This is a genomic window from Leucobacter sp. GX0328, from assembly GCF_053567315.1.
On sequence record NZ_JBSGPC010000001.1, the window covers coordinates 877,252 to 896,853 of the forward strand.

17 protein-coding genes are annotated in these 19,602 nt (G+C 70.6%); 10 read left to right on the forward strand and 7 right to left on the reverse strand.

Going from position 1 to position 19,602, the window contains the following annotated elements; all coding sequences use genetic code 11:
• Positions 1-84 precede the first annotated feature (84 nt).
• The 4 genes from ACUYTF_RS03960 to ACUYTF_RS03975 all read left to right on the forward strand — a co-directional run bounded on the left by ACUYTF_RS03960 (position 85) and on the right by ACUYTF_RS03975 (position 4,323).
• Entirely contained in the window at positions 85-1,548 is a 1,464-nt protein-coding gene (locus tag ACUYTF_RS03960; RefSeq protein WP_434143007.1) for an aldehyde dehydrogenase family protein, read from the forward strand.
• Between the two features lie 98 nt (positions 1,549-1,646).
• Positions 1,647-2,150: an Lrp/AsnC ligand binding domain-containing protein gene (locus ACUYTF_RS03965; RefSeq protein ID WP_434143006.1), complete on the forward strand. Its 504-nt coding sequence runs from the start codon at positions 1,647-1,649 to the stop codon at positions 2,148-2,150.
• A 95-nt stretch (positions 2,151-2,245) separates the two neighbouring features.
• Positions 2,246-3,100: an alpha/beta fold hydrolase gene (locus ACUYTF_RS03970; RefSeq protein ID WP_434143005.1), complete on the forward strand. Its 855-nt coding sequence runs from the start codon at positions 2,246-2,248 to the stop codon at positions 3,098-3,100.
• 173 nt (positions 3,101-3,273) lie between these two features.
• Positions 3,274-4,323: a lipoyl protein ligase domain-containing protein gene (locus ACUYTF_RS03975; RefSeq protein ID WP_434143204.1), complete on the forward strand. Its 1,050-nt coding sequence runs from the start codon at positions 3,274-3,276 to the stop codon at positions 4,321-4,323.
• 174 nt (positions 4,324-4,497) lie between these two features.
• Here ACUYTF_RS03975 and ACUYTF_RS03980 read toward each other — a convergent pair whose 3' ends face one another.
• From ACUYTF_RS03980 to ACUYTF_RS03995, 4 genes are all read right to left on the reverse strand, one after another.
• Positions 4,498-5,259, reverse strand: a complete 762-nt coding sequence (locus tag ACUYTF_RS03980) for an SDR family oxidoreductase (RefSeq protein WP_449279348.1) — start codon at positions 5,257-5,259, stop codon at positions 4,498-4,500.
• A gap of 15 nt (positions 5,260-5,274) precedes the next feature.
• On the reverse strand, positions 5,275-6,237 hold the full coding sequence (locus tag ACUYTF_RS03985; protein WP_434143203.1) for a zinc-binding dehydrogenase: 963 nt from the start codon (positions 6,235-6,237) through the stop codon (positions 5,275-5,277).
• Between the two features lie 237 nt (positions 6,238-6,474).
• A complete protein-coding gene (locus tag ACUYTF_RS03990) occupies positions 6,475-8,595 on the reverse strand; it encodes a YhgE/Pip domain-containing protein (protein ID WP_434143003.1) in 2,121 nt (706 codons plus the stop codon).
• On the reverse strand, positions 8,592-11,420 hold the full coding sequence (locus ACUYTF_RS03995) for an MMPL family transporter (protein ID WP_434143002.1): 2,829 nt from the start codon (positions 11,418-11,420) through the stop codon (positions 8,592-8,594). Before ACUYTF_RS03995 ends, ACUYTF_RS03990 begins: the two co-directional genes overlap by 4 nt.
• Positions 11,421-11,562: 142 nt before the next feature.
• Here ACUYTF_RS03995 and ACUYTF_RS04000 point away from each other — a divergent pair, with 142 nt between their 5' ends.
• The gene (locus ACUYTF_RS04000; RefSeq protein ID WP_434143001.1) at positions 11,563-12,297 is read left to right on the forward strand and encodes a TetR family transcriptional regulator; all 735 of its coding nucleotides are present in this window, start codon (positions 11,563-11,565) and stop codon (positions 12,295-12,297) included.
• Positions 12,298-12,331: 34 nt separating this feature from the next.
• On the opposite strand, the gene ACUYTF_RS04005 is transcribed toward ACUYTF_RS04000, so the two are convergent.
• Positions 12,332-13,360, reverse strand: a complete 1,029-nt coding sequence (locus ACUYTF_RS04005) for a class I mannose-6-phosphate isomerase (protein ID WP_434143000.1) — start codon at positions 13,358-13,360, stop codon at positions 12,332-12,334.
• 94 nt (positions 13,361-13,454) lie between these two features.
• Here ACUYTF_RS04005 and dcd point away from each other — a divergent pair, with 94 nt between their 5' ends.
• From dcd to ACUYTF_RS04030, 5 genes are all read left to right on the forward strand, one after another.
• The gene (dcd, locus tag ACUYTF_RS04010; protein WP_434142999.1) at positions 13,455-14,060 is read left to right on the forward strand and encodes a dCTP deaminase; all 606 of its coding nucleotides are present in this window, start codon (positions 13,455-13,457) and stop codon (positions 14,058-14,060) included.
• A complete protein-coding gene (locus ACUYTF_RS04015; RefSeq protein ID WP_434142998.1) occupies positions 14,057-14,731 on the forward strand; it encodes a LysE family transporter in 675 nt (224 codons plus the stop codon). The genes dcd and ACUYTF_RS04015 overlap by 4 nt, the downstream gene beginning before the upstream one ends.
• Before the next feature lie 95 nt (positions 14,732-14,826).
• Positions 14,827-15,639: a carbon-nitrogen hydrolase family protein gene (locus tag ACUYTF_RS04020; protein ID WP_434142997.1), complete on the forward strand. Its 813-nt coding sequence runs from the start codon at positions 14,827-14,829 to the stop codon at positions 15,637-15,639.
• Positions 15,640-15,690: 51 nt separating this feature from the next.
• Positions 15,691-17,169: an APC family permease gene (locus ACUYTF_RS04025; RefSeq protein WP_449279349.1), complete on the forward strand. Its 1,479-nt coding sequence runs from the start codon at positions 15,691-15,693 to the stop codon at positions 17,167-17,169.
• Positions 17,166-17,975 (forward strand): FCD domain-containing protein, encoded by an 810-nt coding sequence (locus ACUYTF_RS04030; RefSeq protein WP_434142995.1) that lies wholly within the window; start codon positions 17,166-17,168, stop codon positions 17,973-17,975. Before ACUYTF_RS04025 ends, ACUYTF_RS04030 begins: the two co-directional genes overlap by 4 nt.
• A 14-nt stretch (positions 17,976-17,989) precedes the next feature.
• Here ACUYTF_RS04030 and ACUYTF_RS04035 read toward each other — a convergent pair whose 3' ends face one another.
• Both ACUYTF_RS04035 and ACUYTF_RS04040 read right to left on the reverse strand, forming a co-directional pair.
• Entirely contained in the window at positions 17,990-18,763 is a 774-nt protein-coding gene (locus ACUYTF_RS04035) for an ATP-binding cassette domain-containing protein (RefSeq protein ID WP_434142994.1), read from the reverse strand.
• Entirely contained in the window at positions 18,760-19,599 is an 840-nt protein-coding gene (locus tag ACUYTF_RS04040; RefSeq protein ID WP_434142993.1) for an ABC transporter permease subunit, read from the reverse strand. The genes ACUYTF_RS04035 and ACUYTF_RS04040 overlap by 4 nt, the downstream gene beginning before the upstream one ends.
• Positions 19,600-19,602 lie beyond the last annotated feature (3 nt).

A 19,602-nucleotide genomic window follows, 5' to 3' on the forward strand; every position in this document is an offset into this window, starting at 1 on the left:
CAATTCAGCAGCAATCGGGTTATGGTGGCATCACCCAGAGATGGACACCCCACAGAAGGTCAACGAAGACAGGAGACGCGCGACATGTCAGCGACGCACTCGATTCCCACCCCGACGACTCAGCTCTTTATCGACGGCGCCTACACCGACGGCACCGGCAGCGAGCGCTTCGATATCGTCAGCCCGGCGACCGGCGAGCACATCGCGTCGCTCCCCGTCCCGACGAGCGACGACCTCGACCGCGCCGTCGCAGCCGCGAACCGCGCCCAGCGCGACTGGCGCCGCATCGGCGTCGCGAAGCGCGCCGAGATCTGCCACCGCATCGGCGATACGCTCGGCCAGCACATCGAAGAGCTCGCACTGCTGCAGACGCTCGAGCAGGGCAAGCCCCTCACGGAGTCCCGCGCCGACATCACCGAGGCCGCGCAGCTCTTCCACCTGCACGCCGAGGACGCGCTGCGCCTGAACGGCGAGACGATCCCCTCGACCGACCCGCAGAAGCGCATGTTCACCCGCCGCGAAGCGGTCGGCACCTGGGCCATCATCACGCCCTGGAACTTCCCGCTGCTCATGTTCACCGAGTTCGCGGCCCCGGGCCTCGCGACCGGCAACGCGCTCGTCGTGAAGCCGCCGACCCACACCTCGCTCACCGTGCTGAAGGCGATGGAGTACCTCGCCGAGGCCGGCCTCCCCGAGGGCCTCGTCAACATCCTCCCGGGCGAGGGCGACTTCGGCTCGAAGCTCGTCGCGCACCCCGGCATCCACGCCATCGGCTTCATCGGCTCGTCGGCGACCGGCGCGAAGATCCAGGCGACCGCCGGCCTCAAGCGCTCGGTCATGGAGTGCTCGGGCAACGGCCCCGTCGTCGTGCTCGAAGACGCGAACATGCAGCGCGCCGCCAAGGCCGCGGTCGACTCGGCGTTCTACTGCGCCGGCCAGGTCTGCTGCGCGACCGAGCGCGTCATCGTGCACCGCGCCGCCCACGACGCCTTCCTCGAGGCCGCCCTCGAGTACTCGAAGACCGTCAAGATCGGCAACCCGTTCGACGAGTCGGTCAACCTCGGCCCGCTGAACAACGAGGGCGTCGCCGCGAAGATGGACCGCCACATGGCGGAGGCCCGGAAGCTCGGCTTCGACGTGCTGCTCGGCGGCGGTCGCGCCGAAGGCCACGCGACGAACCTCTACTACGACTTCACCATCGTCGACGGCGTCAGCGAAGAGTCGCTGCTGTCGCGCGAGGAGTCGTTCGGCCCCGTGCTGCCGATCCTCACCGCACAGGACGACGACGACGCACTGCGCATCGCCAACGCCGACTCGCTCGGTCTGCAGTCGGCCGTGTTCACCCGCGATCTCGACCGCGGTTTCCGCTTCCTCGACGAGCTCGAGACCGGCCAGGTGCTGCTCAACGAGTCGAACGGCTGGTGGGACATCAACATGCCGTTCGGCGGCGCCGGCGGCAAGGGCACCGGCTGGGGCCGCATCGGCGGCGTCCACACCCTGTACGACATGACCGATCTGCGCACCAGCGTGATCCACCTCGGCGAGTAATCGCAGGTCGACGTACCCGGCGGGGCCCTGCACGACGTGCGGGGCCCCGCTTCTTTCCTCCCTAGAATGGGGCTCAACGAAGAGCGAAGGAGCCGCCCTTGAACGACCGCGAACAGGCCGTCGCGCACATCGATCTCGACGAGATCGACCGCAAGCTGATCGCCGCCCTCCAGATCGACGGCCGTACGCCGTTCAGCGTGCTCGCCCAGGAGCTCGACATGTCCGCCTCCTCCGTGCGCTACCGGGTGCAGCGCCTGCAGGACAGCGGGCTCTTCCAGATCGTCGGCATCGCGAACCCGCTGAACATCGGCTTCGACCGGCTCGCGCTGATCGGCATCACCTGCGACGCGGGCCTCGCCCCACAGGTCTGCGAGGCCCTCACCGAACTGCCCGAGACGAGCTACGTGGTACTCACCAGCGGCAGCTTCGACGTCATGGTCGAGGTCGTCTGCCGCGACATCGAGCACTACACCGACCTCATGTTCGGCACGCTGCAGAAGATTCCCGGCGTCGTGCACACCGAGTCGTTCTTCGTACTGAAGGCGCACAAGCTCGCCTACGGCTGGGGCGTCGGCGATATGCCGAGCGTCAAGCAGAAATAGCCCGACGACCGGTCGCTCGCGAGCCCGGGCGAGAGCCCGGTGCCGCACCGCCGCCCGCCCTGGCGCCGCCCAGCCGCGAACGGCAGAATGAGGGCATGAGCACCGAGCGCGAAGAGTTCGTCACCACCGACGCCGAGGGCGTCGACATCGTCGCCTACCGGTGGGAGCCCGCGGAGCCCGTGGGCGTCGTGCAGATCGCGCACGGCATCGGCGAGCACGCGAAGCGCTACACCGCCTTCGCCGAAGCGCTCGCCGCGGCGGGCTTCGCCGTCTACGCCGACGACCACCGCGGGCACGGCGAGACCGGCCGCAGGCAGCACGGCGGCGACCTGGCGAAGCTCGGCAGGCTCGGCCCCGGCGGTCTGCGCGCGACCGAGGCCGCGATCCTGCAGCTCACGGGCATCGTCAGGGATCGCCACCCGGGCCTCCCCGTGATCATGTTCGGCCACTCGTGGGGGTCGCTCATGACCCAGCGGCTGCTGAACGAGCACCCGCGCGCCTGGGACGCCGTCGTGCTGTCGGGCAGCGCCTACCGCACCTTCAAGCATCTCGAGAGCGGCCCGCTCAACGCGCGCTGGGCGGGCCCGGCCGCGAACGGCTTCGAGTGGCTGAGCCGCGACCCTGCGACCGCCGAAGCGTTCATCGCCGATCCGCTCTGCTTCGCGGGCGACGTGCTGAAGCACTTCGGGGTCGCCGACGGGCTGCGCCTCTACGGCAAGCCCGGCGCGGGCCTCGCGCCGGAGGTGCCAATCCTCATCGTCTCGGGCTCCGACGACCCGCTGAGCCGCGGCGACGGACTGCAGCTGCTCGCCGACGCCTACCGGGCGCGCGGAGTGCGCGACGTCTCGCTGAAGATCTATCCGGACGCTCGCCACGAGCTGATCAACGAGACCGTCCGCGATGAGGTGTTCGCCGACATCACGACCTGGATGCTCGAGCGCGTCGCGTAGGCGCCTGCCTGGCGGCCTGTCGGCGCATCCGCAGCGGCCCGGCCCACCCGAACTTCGGCTCTCACCCGTATTTCGGAGATTTTCCGGGGTTTCGCTCCGAAGTTCGGGTGAGAGCCGAAGTACTGGCGCCGCTGCCCGCCGCGCATCGCTTGGCGTATTCTGTGTGCATGAGCATGCACGGTGAGTACAAGGTTCCCGGCGGCAAGCTGGTCGTCGTCGATTTCGAGCTCGTCGACGGCAAGATCGACGATTTCAGGCTCTCGGGCGACTTCTTCCTCGAACCCGACGACGCGCTCGGCTGCATCGACGCCGCCGTCGTGGGGCTCAGCCCGAACAACACGATCGAGGAGTTCGGCACCGCCATCCAGTCGGCACTGCCGAGCGAGGTGCACCTGCTCGGGTTCACGCCCGAATCGGTCGGCGTCGCGATCCGCCGCGCCGTCACGGGTGCCGCGCACTGGCGCGACTACGACTGGCAGATCGTGCACGAACCGCCCGTCGCTCCCCGCCTCAACGCCGCCCTCGACGAGGTGCTCACCGCCGCAGTCGGCGAGGGGCTGCGCGGCCCGACCATGCGCATCTGGGAGTGGACCGAGCCCGCCGTCTTCATCGGCAGCTTCCAGTCGGTCAAGAACGAGGTCGACGAGGAGCAGGCCGCCGCGCACGACGCCCGGATCGTGCGCCGAATCTCGGGCGGTGGCGCGATGTACATGGAGCCGCAGGGCTGCATCACCTACGCCCTCTACGTGCCGGGCGAGCTCGTGCGCGGCATGAGCTTCGCCGACTCGTACGCGTACCTCGACGAGTGGGTGCTCGAAGCGCTGCAGGCGCTCGGCATCGACGCCCAGTACAAGCCGCTCAACGACATCACCAGCCCGCACGGCAAGATCGGCGGTGCCGCGCAGAAGCGCCTCGGCTCGGGAGCGGTGCTGCACCACGTCACCATGGCCTACGACATGGACACGGAGGTGATGGCGCAGGTGCTGCGCATCGGCCGCGAGAAACTCTCGGACAAGGGCACCGCGAGCGCGCAGAAGCGCGTCGACCCGCTGCGCAGCCAGACCGGTCTCAGCCGGGAGGCGATCATCGAGAAGCTCATCGAGGTCTTCACACAGCGCCACGGCGGCGTGATGGGCTCGGTCACCGAAGGCGAGTGGGATGCCGCCGAGCGCCTCGTCGAGCAGAAGTTCTCGACCGAGGAGTGGATCCGCCGCGTGCCGTGAGCAGCAACGCGAAGCGTTGAGGCCACGGCACGGTGCGGCCACAGCCGCAGCGCACGGAGCATAGCGAGGCGCGGTGCCGTGAGCAGCAACGCGAAGCGTTGAGGCCACGGCACGGTGCGGCCACAGCCGCAGCGAACGGAGCACAGCGAGGCGCGGTGCCGTGATCGCCGGTCGCTACTGCGGCCCCATGCGCAGCGCACCGTCGAGGCGCACCGTCTCGCCGTTCACGTAGTCCTGCTCGGCGAGCATGAGCACGAGTTTCGCGAACTCGTCGGGCCGTGCAAGGCGCGAGGGGAACGGCACCGCCGCCTCGAGCGACCGGACCGTCTCGTCGTTCAGAGCGCCCAGCATCGGGGTCGCCACGACGCCCGGAGCGATGGTGTTGACGCGGATGCCGTGCCGGGCGAGGTCGCGCGCCGCTGCGAGCCCCATCGCCACGACGCCGCCCTTCGACGCGGCATACGCCACCTGGCCGCTCTGCCCTTCGTAGGCGGCGACAGATGCCGTGTTCACGATGAGCCCGCGCTGACCGTCGTCGTCGACCGGAGGCTGATCGGCCATGCGCGCGCTCGCCAGCCGCATCACATTGAAGGTGCCGATCAGGTTGATGTCGAGCGTGCGCCTGAAGGTCGCGAGGTCGTGCACGCCGCGCGAGGACAGCAGGCGACGTGCGGGGGCGATCCCTGCGCAGTTCACGGCCAGTCGCAGCGGCGGCCCCGGTACGAGCGATGCGACGGCCTCCTCGACCAGGTGCTCCTCCGTGACGTCGACGGCGGCGTAGCGCACACCCGCGGGAGCGTTCTCGACGCTGTCGATCGCCGCGGCCAGGTCGAGGCCGAGTACCGCGACGCCCTGATCGGCGAGTGCGCGGGCGACCGCCGCCCCGAGACCGGACGCCGCACCCGTGACGAGCGCGCTCGTTCCCTGGAGGTCCATGATCTGCTCGCCTCGTTACGGAACGAGCACCACCTTGCCGGCCGTGCCGCGCCCCTCGAGCGCGCGATGCGCCTCATCGGCGCGGGCGAGATCGAAGCGGGCACCGATGCGCACATCGAGCGTGCCTGCCGCCAGGGCGTCGAAGAGCTCCTGGTAGCGCCAGGCGCGCTCCTCGGCGGTGCGCAGGAAGCTGCCGATGGTGGGCCGTGTGACCGACAGGGATCCGCCCGCCGCCAGGCGCTGCAGGTCGAACGGGGGTACGGGGCCGCTCGCGGCGCCGAAGAGGACCAGCTCGCCGCGCACGCGGAGCGAGGCCAGCGACTCGTCGAAGGTGGTGAGCCCGACGCCGTCGTAGACGACCGCGACGCCCTCGCCGCCGGTCAGCGCGCGCACCTTCTCCGAGAACATTCCGTAGTCGAGGGCTTCGCTCGCGCCCGCCGCGAAGCTGAGTTCGCGCTTCTCGGAGTTCGAGGCGGTGGTGATGACGCGCACGCCCCGCGCGGCGAGCAGCTGGGTGAGCAGCAGCCCGACGCCGCCGGCACCCGCGTGCACGAGCACCGTATCGCCATCCTGCGGGCTCGCGGCCGAAGTCGCGAGGTAGTGGGCGGTGAGCCCCTGCAGCGGCAGGGCCGCCGCGACCTCGGCCTCGATGCCGTCAGGCACCCGTATCGCCTTCTCCGCAGCGACGATGAAGCGCTCGGCGTATGTCCCGCGCCCCTCGGCCGTGGCGACGAGGTCGCCCACTGCGAACCCGATGACCCCCTCTCCGACCTCGACGACGGTGCCGCTGGCTTCGGCGCCGGGAGTGAATGGGTAGTCGACCGCGTAGGCGCCCGAGCGCTGATAGGTCTCGATGAAGTTGAGGCCGACGGCGGCGGTCTCGACCAGGAGCTCGCCCGTGCCCGGGCGCGGGTCACCGGTCTCGGAGTACTCGAGGCGGTCGGCCCCGCCGGCGGCTTCTACGATGATGGCGCGCATGGTCATGCCCCGAGCATACCGATCGGGGCTCAGAATCCGCGGCGAGTTCACGGGGTGGTCGCGCGCGGCCGTAGACATCGGCCGCCGCGCTCTCGTCCGCCGCTCGTCCACCGCTCGTCCGCCGCCGTGAGTTCCCTCGGAGATTGCAGCTCGTTCGGACGTTTCAGCTGGCATTCGTCCGAACGAGCTCTCAGATCCGAGCGAGCGCGCGACACGGCCGCAGCGGCCCGCCAATGATCAACGCGCTCGGCGGGCCCGGGCGACCGCGAACGCGGTGAGCGCGAGCCCGCCGAGCCCCCACAGCGCCAACAGCATGACGGCTCCGCCTGCCGCACCGCCCGTCGCGATCGCCTGGAACCCGCCGAGCGCCGCCCCGACCGGGCTCGCATCGCCGATCGCCGTGAGCGCGGCGGGGGCTGTGGAGACGATCCCTGTCGCGAAGGCGACCACGAGCAGCGCGAACGCGATGAACCGGCCGATGCCGCCGAACAGGGCCGACAGCCCCTGCACGCTGAGCGCGAAGGCGATGCCCGCGACGAGCGCGACGCCGAAGAAGCGCAGGCCCTGCGAGAAGTCGTAGCCGAGCGCGAACGGCAGAACGGCGCCGGCGATCGCCCCTTGCAGCGCACCGAGCAGGGCCGCGGGGCGCGCGCTGCGCAGGGCGATCCAGCCGATGCCGCGGGCGGCGTCGCGGGTGCGGCTCCAGAGCGGGGTCGCGAGCAGGGCCAGCGCGAGGGCGCCCGCCCACAGCGCGATGCCGGCGAAGAGCGGCACACCCGAGGCGTTGAAGAGTTCGGAGCTCGCTCCCTTCGCCTCGACCGGTGCGAGCGCCGTCTGGGCGATGCGGTCGCGCTGTGCGCTCGTGTAATCCGGGATGCCGGCGGCGGCCTCGTCGAGCCCCTGCGCGAGGTCGCCGGCTCCGCTCGCCGCCTGCGTCGCGCCATCGGCGAGCTGAGTGGCGCCGTCGGCGAGCTGCGGTGCGCCCGACGCGAGTTCAGAAGTGCCGGCCGACAGCTGCGAGGCCCCATCGGCGAGCTGCGCGGCGCCTCCGGAGAGCTCGGTCGCGCCCCCGGCGAGCTGATTCGCCCCCGCGGCGAGTGCGGCGCCGCCTCCGGCGAGCTGCTCGGCGCCCGACGCGATGCCCTCGGCGCCGGCCGCGTAACCCCGCGCCCCCGCGGCGATGCCGCCACTCGCATCGATCAGCCCGTTCAACTGTTCGAGTTGCTGCTGCGACGCCTCCGACTGCATGAGGGCGATGGCCTGGTCGAGGGCGGCGACCATCGCCTGCGGGTCCACGCCGGCCGGCGGAGCGATCGTTCCGCCGGCGATGCCGTCGCGGTAGGCGATGAGCTCGCCCGCGCCCGATTGCAGCCCGTCGCGCACCTGCGTGAGCGCGCCGCCGACGCCGCTCGCGTACTGGTCGACGCCGCCGAGGTAGGTGACGAGACCGGGGTTCGTCGGGCTGCCGTCGCCCGACACGAACCCGCGCGTACCGGCGGCATAGCCCTGCAGACCCGGGTTCGCAGGGGTGCCGTCGCCGTACACGAACGCGCCGAGCCCGCCGGCGAGGCCGGTGGCGCCGCTCGCGAGCTGCGAGGCGCCGCCGGCGAGCTCCGACGTGCCGTTCGACAGGGATCCCGCACCGTTCGCGAGCTCCTGCGTTCCGGCGGCGAGCTGCGAGGTGCCATCGGCGAGCCGGGTCGCCCCGTCGGCGAGCTGCCTGCCACCGCCGGCGAGCTGCGACGCGCCGTCGGCGGCCTCGCCGATGCCGGTGCTGAGCTCGCCCATGCCGACGAAGACGCCACCCACGAACTGCTCGCCGAGCTGCCGGTTGAGCACGTTCGTCGCGGTGCTCGTGACGATGTTCGAGAGGGCGGTGTCGATGAGGCGGCCGCGGTCGCTCTCGGCGATGTCGATGGTCGCCGTGCGGGCCTCGTCGGGGTCGCCGCCCGAGAGCGAGGTCGCCGCCGCGGAGAAATCGTCGGGGATCGTGACGACGGTGGCGTAGCGGCCCTCGGAGAGACCCTCGGCGGCGTCGCTCTCGTCGGTGAGCACCCAGTCGAAGTTCTCGGTCTCGGCGGCACGGCCGGCGCTCTCGCTGTCGGCGTCCTCGGCTCCACCGGGCGCGCCGATGAGCTCGCCCGCGAGCAGACGGCCGAGCGGCACGAGCTGGCCGTCGAGCTCGACGGGCTCGTCGAGGTTCACGACGGCGGCGGTGACCGTGTCGAGGCGGTCCTGCGGGTTCCACAGCCCCCACAGCAGCACGCCGGCGACGGTGAGGGGCACGAGCACCAGCCCGAGCACGCGGCTCCATCCGGCCCGGCGGCCGGTACGGCGCGATGTCAGTTCGAGGCTCATCGTGCGGCTCCTTCGGGGGTCGGGGCGGTCGAGGCGGTCGAGGCGGTCGGGGCGGTCGAGGCGGTCGAGGCGGTCAGTAGGGCCGGCGCCGCAGCGGCGGTCGCCTCCGGCTGCACGAGCGTCGTGCCCGCGGGCAGCAGGCGACTCGCGAGGTCGCGCTCGCCGAGCACGACGACGGCGAGCCCGGTACGGCGACCGCCGCTGTCCGCCATCGCGAGCCCTGCGGCGAGCGCCGAGCGCATCGACTCGAGGCGGGCCTGCGAGAGCGGTGCCTCGGCGAGGCCGCGCAGGTCGAGCAGCACGAGCGAGGGGCGGTCGCGCAGCGCGTCGCGCAGGTCGTCGCCGCTCGTCCAGACCGAGCGCGCGCGCAGCGAGGCCGACCGCTCGGGCATGAGCAGGCCGTCGACCTTCAGGGTGCCGGCTACGATGGGGCCGCGCCCGGCGACGGCGCGGGCGAGGGGCAGCGCTACGGGATCCCTGGGGTTCAGGAGCAGCATTTCTCCCCGGGCGACCCGCAGCCGCGCTACCGTCGCGTTGCCCACCCCGCCGATGGCGCGCAGGCGCAGATCGTCTGCGGCGATGACGGCGTCGGGGGCGTCGGCCGGCCAGTCGGCGTGCTCGAGCTCGCGCGCGAGGCCCTCGCCTTCGACGTCGAACGAGGGCAGCAGTCTCGCGAGCCAGCGCGGCATCCACCAGGCGCGGTCGCCGAGCAGCGCGAGCACGGCCGGCACGAGGGTCATGCGCACGATGAACGCGTCGACGAAGACGCCGACGGCGAGGCCGAGCGCGATCACCTTGATCGACGGGTCGCCCTCGGGCACGAACGCGGCGAAGACCGCGAACATGATGAGGGCGGCGGCCGTGACGACCTTCGCGCTGCCGACGAAGCCGCGCTGGATCGCCTCGGAGGCGGTGGCCCCGTGCACGTACTCCTCGCGGATGCGGGCGACGAGGAAGACCTCGTAGTCCATCGCGAGGCCGAAGAGCACGCCCATGAGGATGATGGGCATGAAGCTCAGCACGGGCCCGGTCGAGCTCACGTTGAGCAGGTCGGCGAACCAGCCGAGCTGGAACACGGCGACGACCGCGCCGAATGCGGCGCCGACCGAGAGCAGATACCCGAGGGTCGCCTTGATCGGCACCCACACGGAGCGGAAGACCATGGCGAGCAGGATCAGCGATAGGCCGACCACGAGGACGCCGAAGGGCACGAGCGCCTGCAGCAGCATCGCCGAGACGTCGATGCCGACCGCCGTGAAGCCGGTGACGGCGAGGCTCACCCCGTACTCGTCGAGCCATGCGTCGTGCATGTCGCGCAGCTCGTGCACGAGGTCGGTGGTGCTCGCGGCGTGCGGCCCCTCGTCGGGCACGACCTGGATGATGGCGGTGTCGGCGCCGCGGTTGGGTGTGGCGAGCGGCACATCGGCGACGCCCGGGATCGACTCGATCTCGTGCTTCAGATCGTCGAGCAGCCCGAGCGGATCGGTGCTCGTGATGATGGAGCCCGTGAGCAGCAGCGGGCCGTTGTACCCCTCGCCGAAGTGTTCGCCCGTGAGTTCGTAGGTGACGCGGGCGGGGTCGTCGGCCGAGAGCGAGGTCGCGTTGGGCAGCGCGAGGCGCAGCTGCAGCGCCGGAAGGGCGGCGAAGCCGAGCACTGCGAGCACGGCGACGATCGTGACGATGGGACGCTTCGTCACCGCGCGCACCCAGCCGGCGAAGAAGCGGTCGGCGCGCGACGGGGCATGAGCCGCGGTCTCGGCAGCGACTTCGGCGGCGGGGGCGGTCAGCGCCGCCCGCTGCCGCTTCGGCAGGATGCGCTGGCCCGCCATCGCCATGATCGCGGGGGTCAGCGTGATCGAGATGAGCACGGCGATCGCGACGGCGGCCGCGGCGGCGACGCCGAGCGAGGTGAGGAACGGGATGCCGGCGACCGAGAGCCCGACGAGGGCGATGATGACGGTGAGGCCGGCGAACACGACGGCCGAGCCGCTCGTCGCGGTGGCGCGGGCGATCGATTCGTCGATGGGGAGGCCGGCGCGCAGCTGCTCCTGGTGCCGGCTCACGATGAAGAGGGTGTAGTCGATGCCGACGGCGAGCCCGAGCATGAGGGCGAGCATCGGCGTCGTCGAGGTGAGTTCGACGAAGGCGGTCACGAAGAAGAGGCCGGCGATCGAGACGCCGACGCCGAGCATGGCGATGATGAGCGGCATGCCGGCGGCGATGAGCGAGCCGAGGGTGAGGATCAGCACGACGAACGCGACGACGACGCCGACGGCCTCGGTGGGGCTGAGCCCGGGCACCGCGGCCGAGAACATCTCGCCGCCGTACGACGTCTGCGCCGCCTCGGGCAGCTGCGCCGCGATGTCGTCGCTCGCCTGCTCGATGGCCCGGGTCGTGGTGTCCGAGACGCTCGTCATCTCGCCCGCGATCTGCACCGTGATGAGCGCGGCGCTGCCGTCTTCGGCGAGGCCGCCGCTCGCGAGCTCGGCGAAGGGGGTCTGCACGGCGGTGACGCCCTGCACGTCTTCGAGCCCGGTCGCGGCGTCCTCGATGGCGGCGCGGTACGGCTGTTCGTCGACGCGGTCGCCATCGGCCGCGACCACGATGATGGTCGCGCTGGTGCCGCTCACTTCGGGGAAGGTGCGGCCGAGCTCCGTGATCGCATCCTGCGATTCGGTGCCGGGGATGGTGATCGGGGCGTTCGCGCCCTGGCCGAGGAAGAGGGCGCCCGCGCCGAGCAGGGCGAGCACGGCGATCCAGAGCATGAGGACGAGCGTCTTCGCCCGGGTCGCCCATCGGCCGAGCGCGTAGAGCAGCGTGGACATGCGTTCCCTTCGGAGGCGGTGAACGGGATGCCGTGCGGGCGGGAATCCCGTTCAGCGGTTTCGATACACGAATGTATCGGCTTCGATACACCAATGTATCCATGACGTCTGCGCGGCAGCTGAACGTGGCATGATGATGGACATGCCCGCGAACCCCCACTCATCCGCGACGCCTCCCGCGGAGACGCCGAGCGCGCGTCGGGCCGAGACGCGCACCCGACTGCTCGACGCTGCCATCGAGGTGTTCGCCGAGGAGGGCCTGCAGGGCGCTGCGGTCGAGGCGATCTGCAGCCGCGCGGGGTTCACCCGGGGCGCCTTCTACTCGAACTTCTCGAGCAAGGAGCAGCTCTTCCTCGCACTGCTCGAGCGGGAGTTCGAGCGCCGTGCCCGCGATCTCGCCGAGAAGGCGCAGATGATCGAGCCGTCGCTGCGCGCGAACTCGGGCTGCATCTCGCCCCCCGAGGCTGCGAACTACATCGTCGAGTTCTTCACGCCCGCGAACGATGCGATCGCCTGGTTCGCGCTCGAGACCGAGTTCCTGCTGCTCGCCATGCGCGACCCCGACCTCGCGCCCGAGCACCATGCGTTCATGGACCGCTTCTACGCCAGCATCGCGGGCGCCGTCGAGCACGTGATCGAGGCGGCGGGGCGGCGCTTCTCGATCCCTGCCGCGCACGCGATGCCCGTGCTCAGCAGCGTGTACGAGCAGGCGCTGCGTGCCGCGGCCCTGCGCGGCGGCGCGTTCGGTGCGGGCGCCGTGCCCGCAGGCCAGGGATCAGCCGCACCGCCGATCGCCTTCGCCGAGTTCGGCGACCGCCTCGCCGAACTGCTCTTCGCGCTCACCGAGCCCTCCGGCGCGAACGACTCGGCGCGCTGAGCCCCCGGGCGAGCCCGCGGCCCGCGCCTGCGATCTAGCTGATGCCGCCGGCGTGCAGCGATGCCGGCCAGCCGGCCCCGGGCAGACAGGCGAGCACCTCGAGATCGCCCTCGACCCGCCAGGGACCGAACGCGTGCGGTACGGCGAATGCCTCTCCGCGCGCGAGGTCGATCGCGTCGCCCGCGGCTGCCAGTCGGCCGTTGCCCGCGGTCGCGAGCACCACGGCGAAGCTCTGCGGCACCTCCCCCGCATCGTGCGCCTGCAGCAGCCGGAAGTACGGGTCGGCGAGCACGGGAAGGAGGGAGCGCACCGGCGACTCGGCGGGCGCGCAGCCCGTGAGGGAGACGAGCGCCTCGAGCTCGGCGTCCGTCGTCGCATCGGTGCGCACCGCGGGCATGACCGCGTCGAAGCCGAGATCGAGGTGCGACTCCTCGCGCGTCGAGGTCGTCACCGACCATTCCAGCAGAATCGAGAAGTCGGTCGGCTCCTGCACCTCGGCGACGAAGACGCCCGCCTCGATCGCGTGCGGGGTGCCCGCGGGGCACAGCAGCCCCATGCCGGCCCGCACCGGGATGCGGTTGAGATGGTCGAGCATCCACTCGCTGTCCTGGGCGTCGCGGCGCCGGTCGAGCTCATCGCGGTCGACCGGCGCCTTCCAGCCCACGTAGACGGCGCTGCCGGGCTCCGCCTCGAGCACGTACCAGGCCTCCGTCTTGCCGTACGGGCAGTCGAGGTGGCTCACCGCGAAGTCGCGGTCCGGGTGCACGTGGACCGGAAGGCGCTGGCGCGCATCGAGCAGCTTCACGAGCAGGCCGGTGTCGTGCGCATCGCGGCCGATGCCGCCGAACCAGGCCTGCGGGTCGGTCTCGACGATGTCGCGCAGCAGGCCCTCGGGCGTCCGGGCGAGCCCGATCGTGTCCTCGCCGAAGCGGGTCACGGTCGCGCCGAGCCATTCCTCCGGCTGCCGGTCGGTCTCGGGAGTGATGCCGCGCAGTGCGGCGATGCGGTCGCCGCCGCGGTAGAAGTGCTGCACCGGGTTCGGGGTAAGCAGGTGTGGCCGCACTGCGCATCTCCTCTGGTTCGCGTATCGTCGCCGATCATGGCTGACCTGCCACGAGCATATCCAGCCGGGCAGCGCCTCGTCTAAGCTAGAAGCCGTGCTGCTCTCAGATCGCGATATCAAGGCCGAGCTCGATTCGGGTCGCATCGGCCTGACGCCGAGCGAGGTCTCCATGGTGCAACCGTCGAGCGTGGATGTGCGGCTCGACCGCTACTTCCGCCTCTTCGACAATCACAAGTACGCGGTGATCGATCCGGCAGCGGAGCAGCCCGAGCTGACCCGCCTCATCGAGGTCGACCCCGACGAGGGCTTCATCCTGCACCCCGGCGAATTCGTGCTCGGGTCGACCTACGAGCAGGTCTCGCTGCCCGACGACATCGCGGCCCGCCTCGAGGGCAAGAGCTCGCTCGGCCGGCTCGGCCTCCTCACCCACTCGACCGCAGGCTTCATCGACCCCGGTTTCGAGGGCCACGTCACGCTCGAGCTGTCGAACGTCGCCACTCTGCCGATCCGGCTGTGGCCGGGCATGAAGATCGGCCAGCTCTGCTTCTTCAAGCTGTCGTCGCCCGCCGAGCGCCCCTACGGCGCGGGTGCGACGTTCTCGCGCTACCTCGGGCAGCGCGGGCCGACCGCCTCGCGGTCGTACCTCAACTTCCATAAGGCCGACGTGACCGCCACCGACGCCGGCGCCTCGGGAGCGTGACCTCCTCCCAGGCGATCCTCGGCTTCTCGGTCGTCGCGCTCCTCTTGACCCTCCTCCCGGGCATCGACTCGGCCCTCATCGTGCGCAGCGCGGTCTCGTTCTCGCGGCGCTACGCCTGGATGGTGGCGCTGGGCATTCTCAGCGGCACCCTCGTCTGGGGCATCGCGGCCTCGGTCGGGGCGACGGCGCTGCTCGCGACCTCCGAGATCGCATACCGGCTGCTGAGCGTCGCGGGAGCTCTCTATCTCGGTTGGATGGGTGTGCGCCTCTGCATCCGCAGCTTCCGCCAGGCACGCGGCCCGGAAGCGCCCGCCGCCGATGCAGACGGCACGGGCGGCATCATGCCGGCCACCGCCGCGCACGATTCGCTGTGGCGGGGCTTCGCCCTCGGCCTGATCACGAACCTCTTGAATCCGAAGGTCGGCGTCTTCTATCTCGCGGTGATCCCCCAGTTCATGCCGCCGGGGATGTCGCCGATCGTGATGGGAACCGCGCTCGCGCTGGTGCACAACCTCTGGAGCCTCGTCTGGTTCGCGATCCTCATCGTCGCCGGGAACGCGCTGGGCAAGCGGCTCCGCTCGCCGAAGTTCTTGCGCTGGCTCGACCGTGTGACCGGCGGCGTGCTCGTCGCGTTCGGCATCGGCCTGCTCTTCGAGCTCCGCACGACCTGACCGGGCCGCGCCCGACCCCGCGACGCACTGTGCGGGTCGCACCTGTCAGAAAATTAATTAACTCAAATTGAGTTAATTGTGATGTACTGGGTCGCATGCCCGAGAATTCTGGATCATTGACGATCGCCTGCTGGCAGGTCGCGTCGCTGCGCGGCGACGTCGCCGGCAACCTCGCAGCCCTCGAGCGCGCAGCCGAACACGCGCGCGATGCCGGCGCCGAACTGCTCATCACGCCCGAGATGCACCTCACCGGGTACAACATCGGCGATGGGATCGGGACGCTCGCCGCCCGGCAACCGCTCGAGGGAGTACGGGATATCGCGCGGAGGGTCGGTATCGCCATCATCGCCGGCGGCCCCGAACGCCTGCCCGAGTCGAGCGTCGACTCGCAGAACGGCGTCGCCAACTCCGCCTGGCTCGTCGATTCCGATGGCACCGTGCTCTCGCGGCACCGCAAGCTGCAGCTGTTCGGCGAGCTCGACCGCGCTCACTTCACTGCGGGCCACGAACCCATCACGCTCGCCGAATACCGCGGCTTCCGCATCGCCACGCTCATCTGCTTCGACGTCGAATACCCCGAGACCACTCGAGCAGCGGCCCTCGCCGGCGCCGACCTCATCGCCGTGCCGACCGCCCAGATGACGCCGTTCCAATTCGTCAACGAGCACGTGATCCGCGTGCGGGCGTGGGAGAACTCCGCCTACGTCGCCTACGTGAACCAGATCGGCGCCGACGGCGATTTCGACTACGTCGGCCGCAGCGTGATCGCCGATCCCTTCGGGCATCACCTCGCCGAAGCCCCCGCCGCCGAAGAAGCACTCGTTCTCGCGACACTCGACCACGGCACGCTCCATCGGGCGCGAGAGCAGAACCCGTATCTCGTCGAGCTCCGACGCGATCTCTTCTGACCCTGCGCCCATACGACCCGCTGCATTTCCGTCTCCGAACAAGGAAGTTCCATGTCTGCATCATCACGCATCTCCACCGCTGCGCCGCCCGCCGAGCGCGGCAGACTCACCGGCAGCCTCGGCACCGGCAGCATCGCCTTCATGGTGATCGCCGCTGCGGCCCCGCTGACCGTCATCGGCGGCAATGCGCCGCTCGGCATCGGACAGGGCAACGGCGCGGGTGCACCGGTCGGGTTCTTCCTCGCCTCGGTCGTGCTGCTGCTCTTCGCCGTCGGCTTCGTCGCGATGACCCCGTACGTGAAAGAAGCCGGCGCCTTCTTCAGCTACGTCACGATGGGCCTCGGCAGCCGTCTCGGCATGGGCACGGCCTACGTCGCCCTCATCGCCTACACCGCCATCCAGGCGGGCATCTACGGCTACATGGGCTGGGCCATGATGGACCTGGTCCGCTACTACGGCGGGCCCGAGATCCCGTGGTGGGTCTTCGCCATCGTCTCGCTCATCATCGTCGGGCTGCTGGGATACCGGCACATCGAGCTCTCGTCGAAGGTGCTCGGTGTGGCGCTCGTGCTCGAGATCCTCGTCATGATGATCGTCAATGTGGCGGTCATCGTGAACGGCGGGCCCGAAGGCCGATCGCTCGAATCCTTCGAGCCCGAGGTCTTCCTCACCCCCGGCCTCGGAGTCGCCGTGCTGTTCGCCCTCACCGGCTTCATCGGTTTCGAGTCGACGGCGATCTACCGCGACGAGGCGAAGAACCCCGGAAAGACCATCCCGCGCGCCACCTACCTCGCCGTTGCGATCATCGGCGTCTTCTACACCCTTTCGGTGTGGGTGCTCGTCGTCGCTGCGGGCCCGAGCAGCGTCGCCGAAGTGGCGCAGGAGACGCTCTTCGGCACGAAGAACATGCTCCTCGACACCGCAGGGAACTACGCGGGCGGCGTCACCCGCAGCATCATGCAGGTGCTGCTCGTCACGAGCCTGTTCGCCTGCGTGCTGAGCTTCCACAACATCGTCGCCCGATACCAGTTCGCGCTCGCCCGCATCGGCTCGCTCCCCGCATCGCTCGGCAAGGTGCACCCGAAGCACGGCAGCCCGGCCCGCTCGTCGTTCGTGCAGAGCATCACCGCCACCGTGCTCGTGATCGTGTTCCTGCTCATCGGCCTCGATCCGCTCGTGGAGGTCTTCGGCTACATGGCGGGCGTCGCGACCGTCGGCATGGTCACAATGATGCTGCTCACCACGCTCGCCGTGATCGCCTTCTTCGCGAAGAACCCTGCGGTCAGGCGCAACGTCTGGACGACCCTCGTGATCCCCGGCGCGGCAGTGGTCGCTCTCGGCATCGCGGCCTGGCTGGTGCTCTCGAACTTCACACTGGTGACGAGCGGCAGCGCGGCCGTCAGCTTCGGGCTCGCCTGCGTGCCGGTAGCAGCGCTCGTCGCCGGCGTCATCGTGAACCGCAAGGATGGCGGCCGAACGATCAGCATCTCGCTCGATCACCTCGAGAAGTCTGATGAGATCGGGGTATGACACGCGCCTCCGACACCACCGACGGTGCGACCGTCGGGCCCGCTGGAGCTCCGGCCGAGCATTCGTCCGGCAGCCGGCAGGCGGGTCTCGGGGGCGCGCTCGGTTCGCTCGCGGCGCCCCGCATCGTCGCGATCTCGCGCCTCAGCGCCGTCGACACCGTTCGGGCCCGGGTCATCATGGCCGTCGACCTCGGGCTCCTCGCCCCCATGGAGCGCCTCCCCGATGCGGGCGAGATGGCCCACGCGTTCGGCGTGAGCCGCGCCTCCATCCTCAGAGGTCTCGCGGCGCTGCAGGAGGAGGGGGTGATCGAGCGCCGGGCCGGCCGCTACGGCGGCAGCTTCGTGCGACCGGGCGCCCATCATGATGCCGATGTCGCCGTCCGCTCGTTCATCGAAGACGACGGGACCGTGCATTCGCTCATCGATGAACGAGCGGTGCTCGAAGCCGGGTTCGCAGGGATCGCCGCGCAATCGCGCTCAGAAGAGGATGTCGCGCGCCTCCGCGAACTCGTCGATCGGATGGATGCCACCTCGAGCTGGGCCGAGTTCCGCAACCTCGACCGGGCCTTCCATCGGCTCATCGCGGAGGCCGCGCGCGTACCGCTCGCGCTCGACCTGTTCACGCGGCTCAACGAGCAGCTCGACCCGTACTTCCTCCCGTACAACATGGGGCTGCTGCACGCCAGCAATCATGAGCACCGCAGTATCGCAGAAGCGCTCGCACGGCGCAGCTCCTCCGACGCGACGACGCTCGTGCGCGAGCACGTGCAGGAGCTGCACGAGTCGATGTACGTCGGCCTGACGTAGGGCAGCGCCTCCCGCTACTGCGCGTGGATGAGCCCGAGGATCTCGTTCGTGCGCTCGTGGAAGAGCGGGAGCTCGCGCGCCGCGCTCGTGCGCGGTCGTGCGATCGGCACCTCGAGTTCGCGCTGCACCCGTCCGGGGCGCGGGCTCATCACGACGACCCGGTCGCTCGTGAGCACGGCTTCGTCGATGTCGTGGGTGACGAGCAGCACGGTGAGTCGATGCCGCTCCCACACCTCGAGCAGCAGATCCTGCATCGTACGCCGCGTGAGCGCGTCGAGCGCGCCGAACGGTTCGTCCATGAGCAGCACATCGGGACCGTACGACAACGAGCGCGCCAGCGCGACGCGCTGCTGCATGCCGCCCGAGAGCTGCGCCGGATACGACGATTCGAACCCTTCGAGGCCGACGAGGCCGAGGAACTCGCGCGCACGATCCCTGCGCTCGGCCTTCGACAGGGCCTCGCCGCGGAGCGCGAACTCGACGTTGCGCTGCACCGTGAGCCAGGGCATCAGGGTCGCCTGCTGGAAGACGACACCGCGATCCCTGCCCGGCCCCGTGATGGGCGCGCCGCCGACGCGCAGCTCGCCCGCGGTCGGGTCTTCGAGGCCCGCGATCAGCGAGAGCAGCGTCGACTTGCCGCAGCCCGAGGCGCCGACGATCGCGACGAATTCGTTCTCGGCGACGGCGAGGTCGACGCCCTCGAGCGCGACGACGTCGCCGAAGTGCTTGCTCAGCCCGCGGGCGAGGATCTTCGGCTCGCGGGTCTGCGGGTCTGCACCGCGGGTCATCGTCGGCCCTCCTGATACGCGAAGATGCGACGTCCGGCTGCGCGCATCGCCTGGTCGAAGATGAGGCCGAGCACGCCGAGCACGAACACGTACGCGAGGATCGTCGGCGTATCGAGGTAGCGCTGCGCGACCGTGACGCGGTACCCCATGCCGACCTTCGCGGCGACGAGCTCGGCGACGACGAGCCAGGTCCACGCCCAGCCGAGCGTGATGCGCAGCGCGTCCCAGATGCGCGGCATGGCCGACGGGATCACGATGCGCACGAGCGACTCGGCGCGCGACAGGCCGAGCGTCTCGCCGAGGCGCACGAGCCCGAGCGGCGTGCGGCGCACCGCATCGGCGACCATGAGCACCTGCTGGAAGAACGTGCCCATCCAGATGATGAGGAACTTCTGGCTCTCGTCGATGCCGACCCACACGATCGTGAGCGGAACGAATGCCACGACCGGCATATAGCGGATGAAGTCCATGAGCGGCTCGAGTGCCGCCTCGACGCGGGCGTTCACGCCCATCAGCGTGCCGATCGGCACCGCCATCACGGTCGCGAGCAGAAAGCCGGCGAAGATGCGAGCGGTGCTCGCCCCCATGTCGCTCCAGAGCGTGCCGTCGGCGGCGTGCTCGCCGAGCGCCTGCGCGACGAGCACGGGGCTCGGCAGGAACATCTCCTTGACGAGCCCGAGCGCGGTGATGAGCCACCACACGGCCCCCAGCACCACGAAGGTCGCGACCGCCGTCGCGATGTAGGAGGTGCGGGGCAGACGATCGCCGATGCGGCGGCGCCTGCGCGCGCGACGCGGTGGCGCCGCGCCCGCCTCGGTCCGTGCGGGTGCGCTCACGGG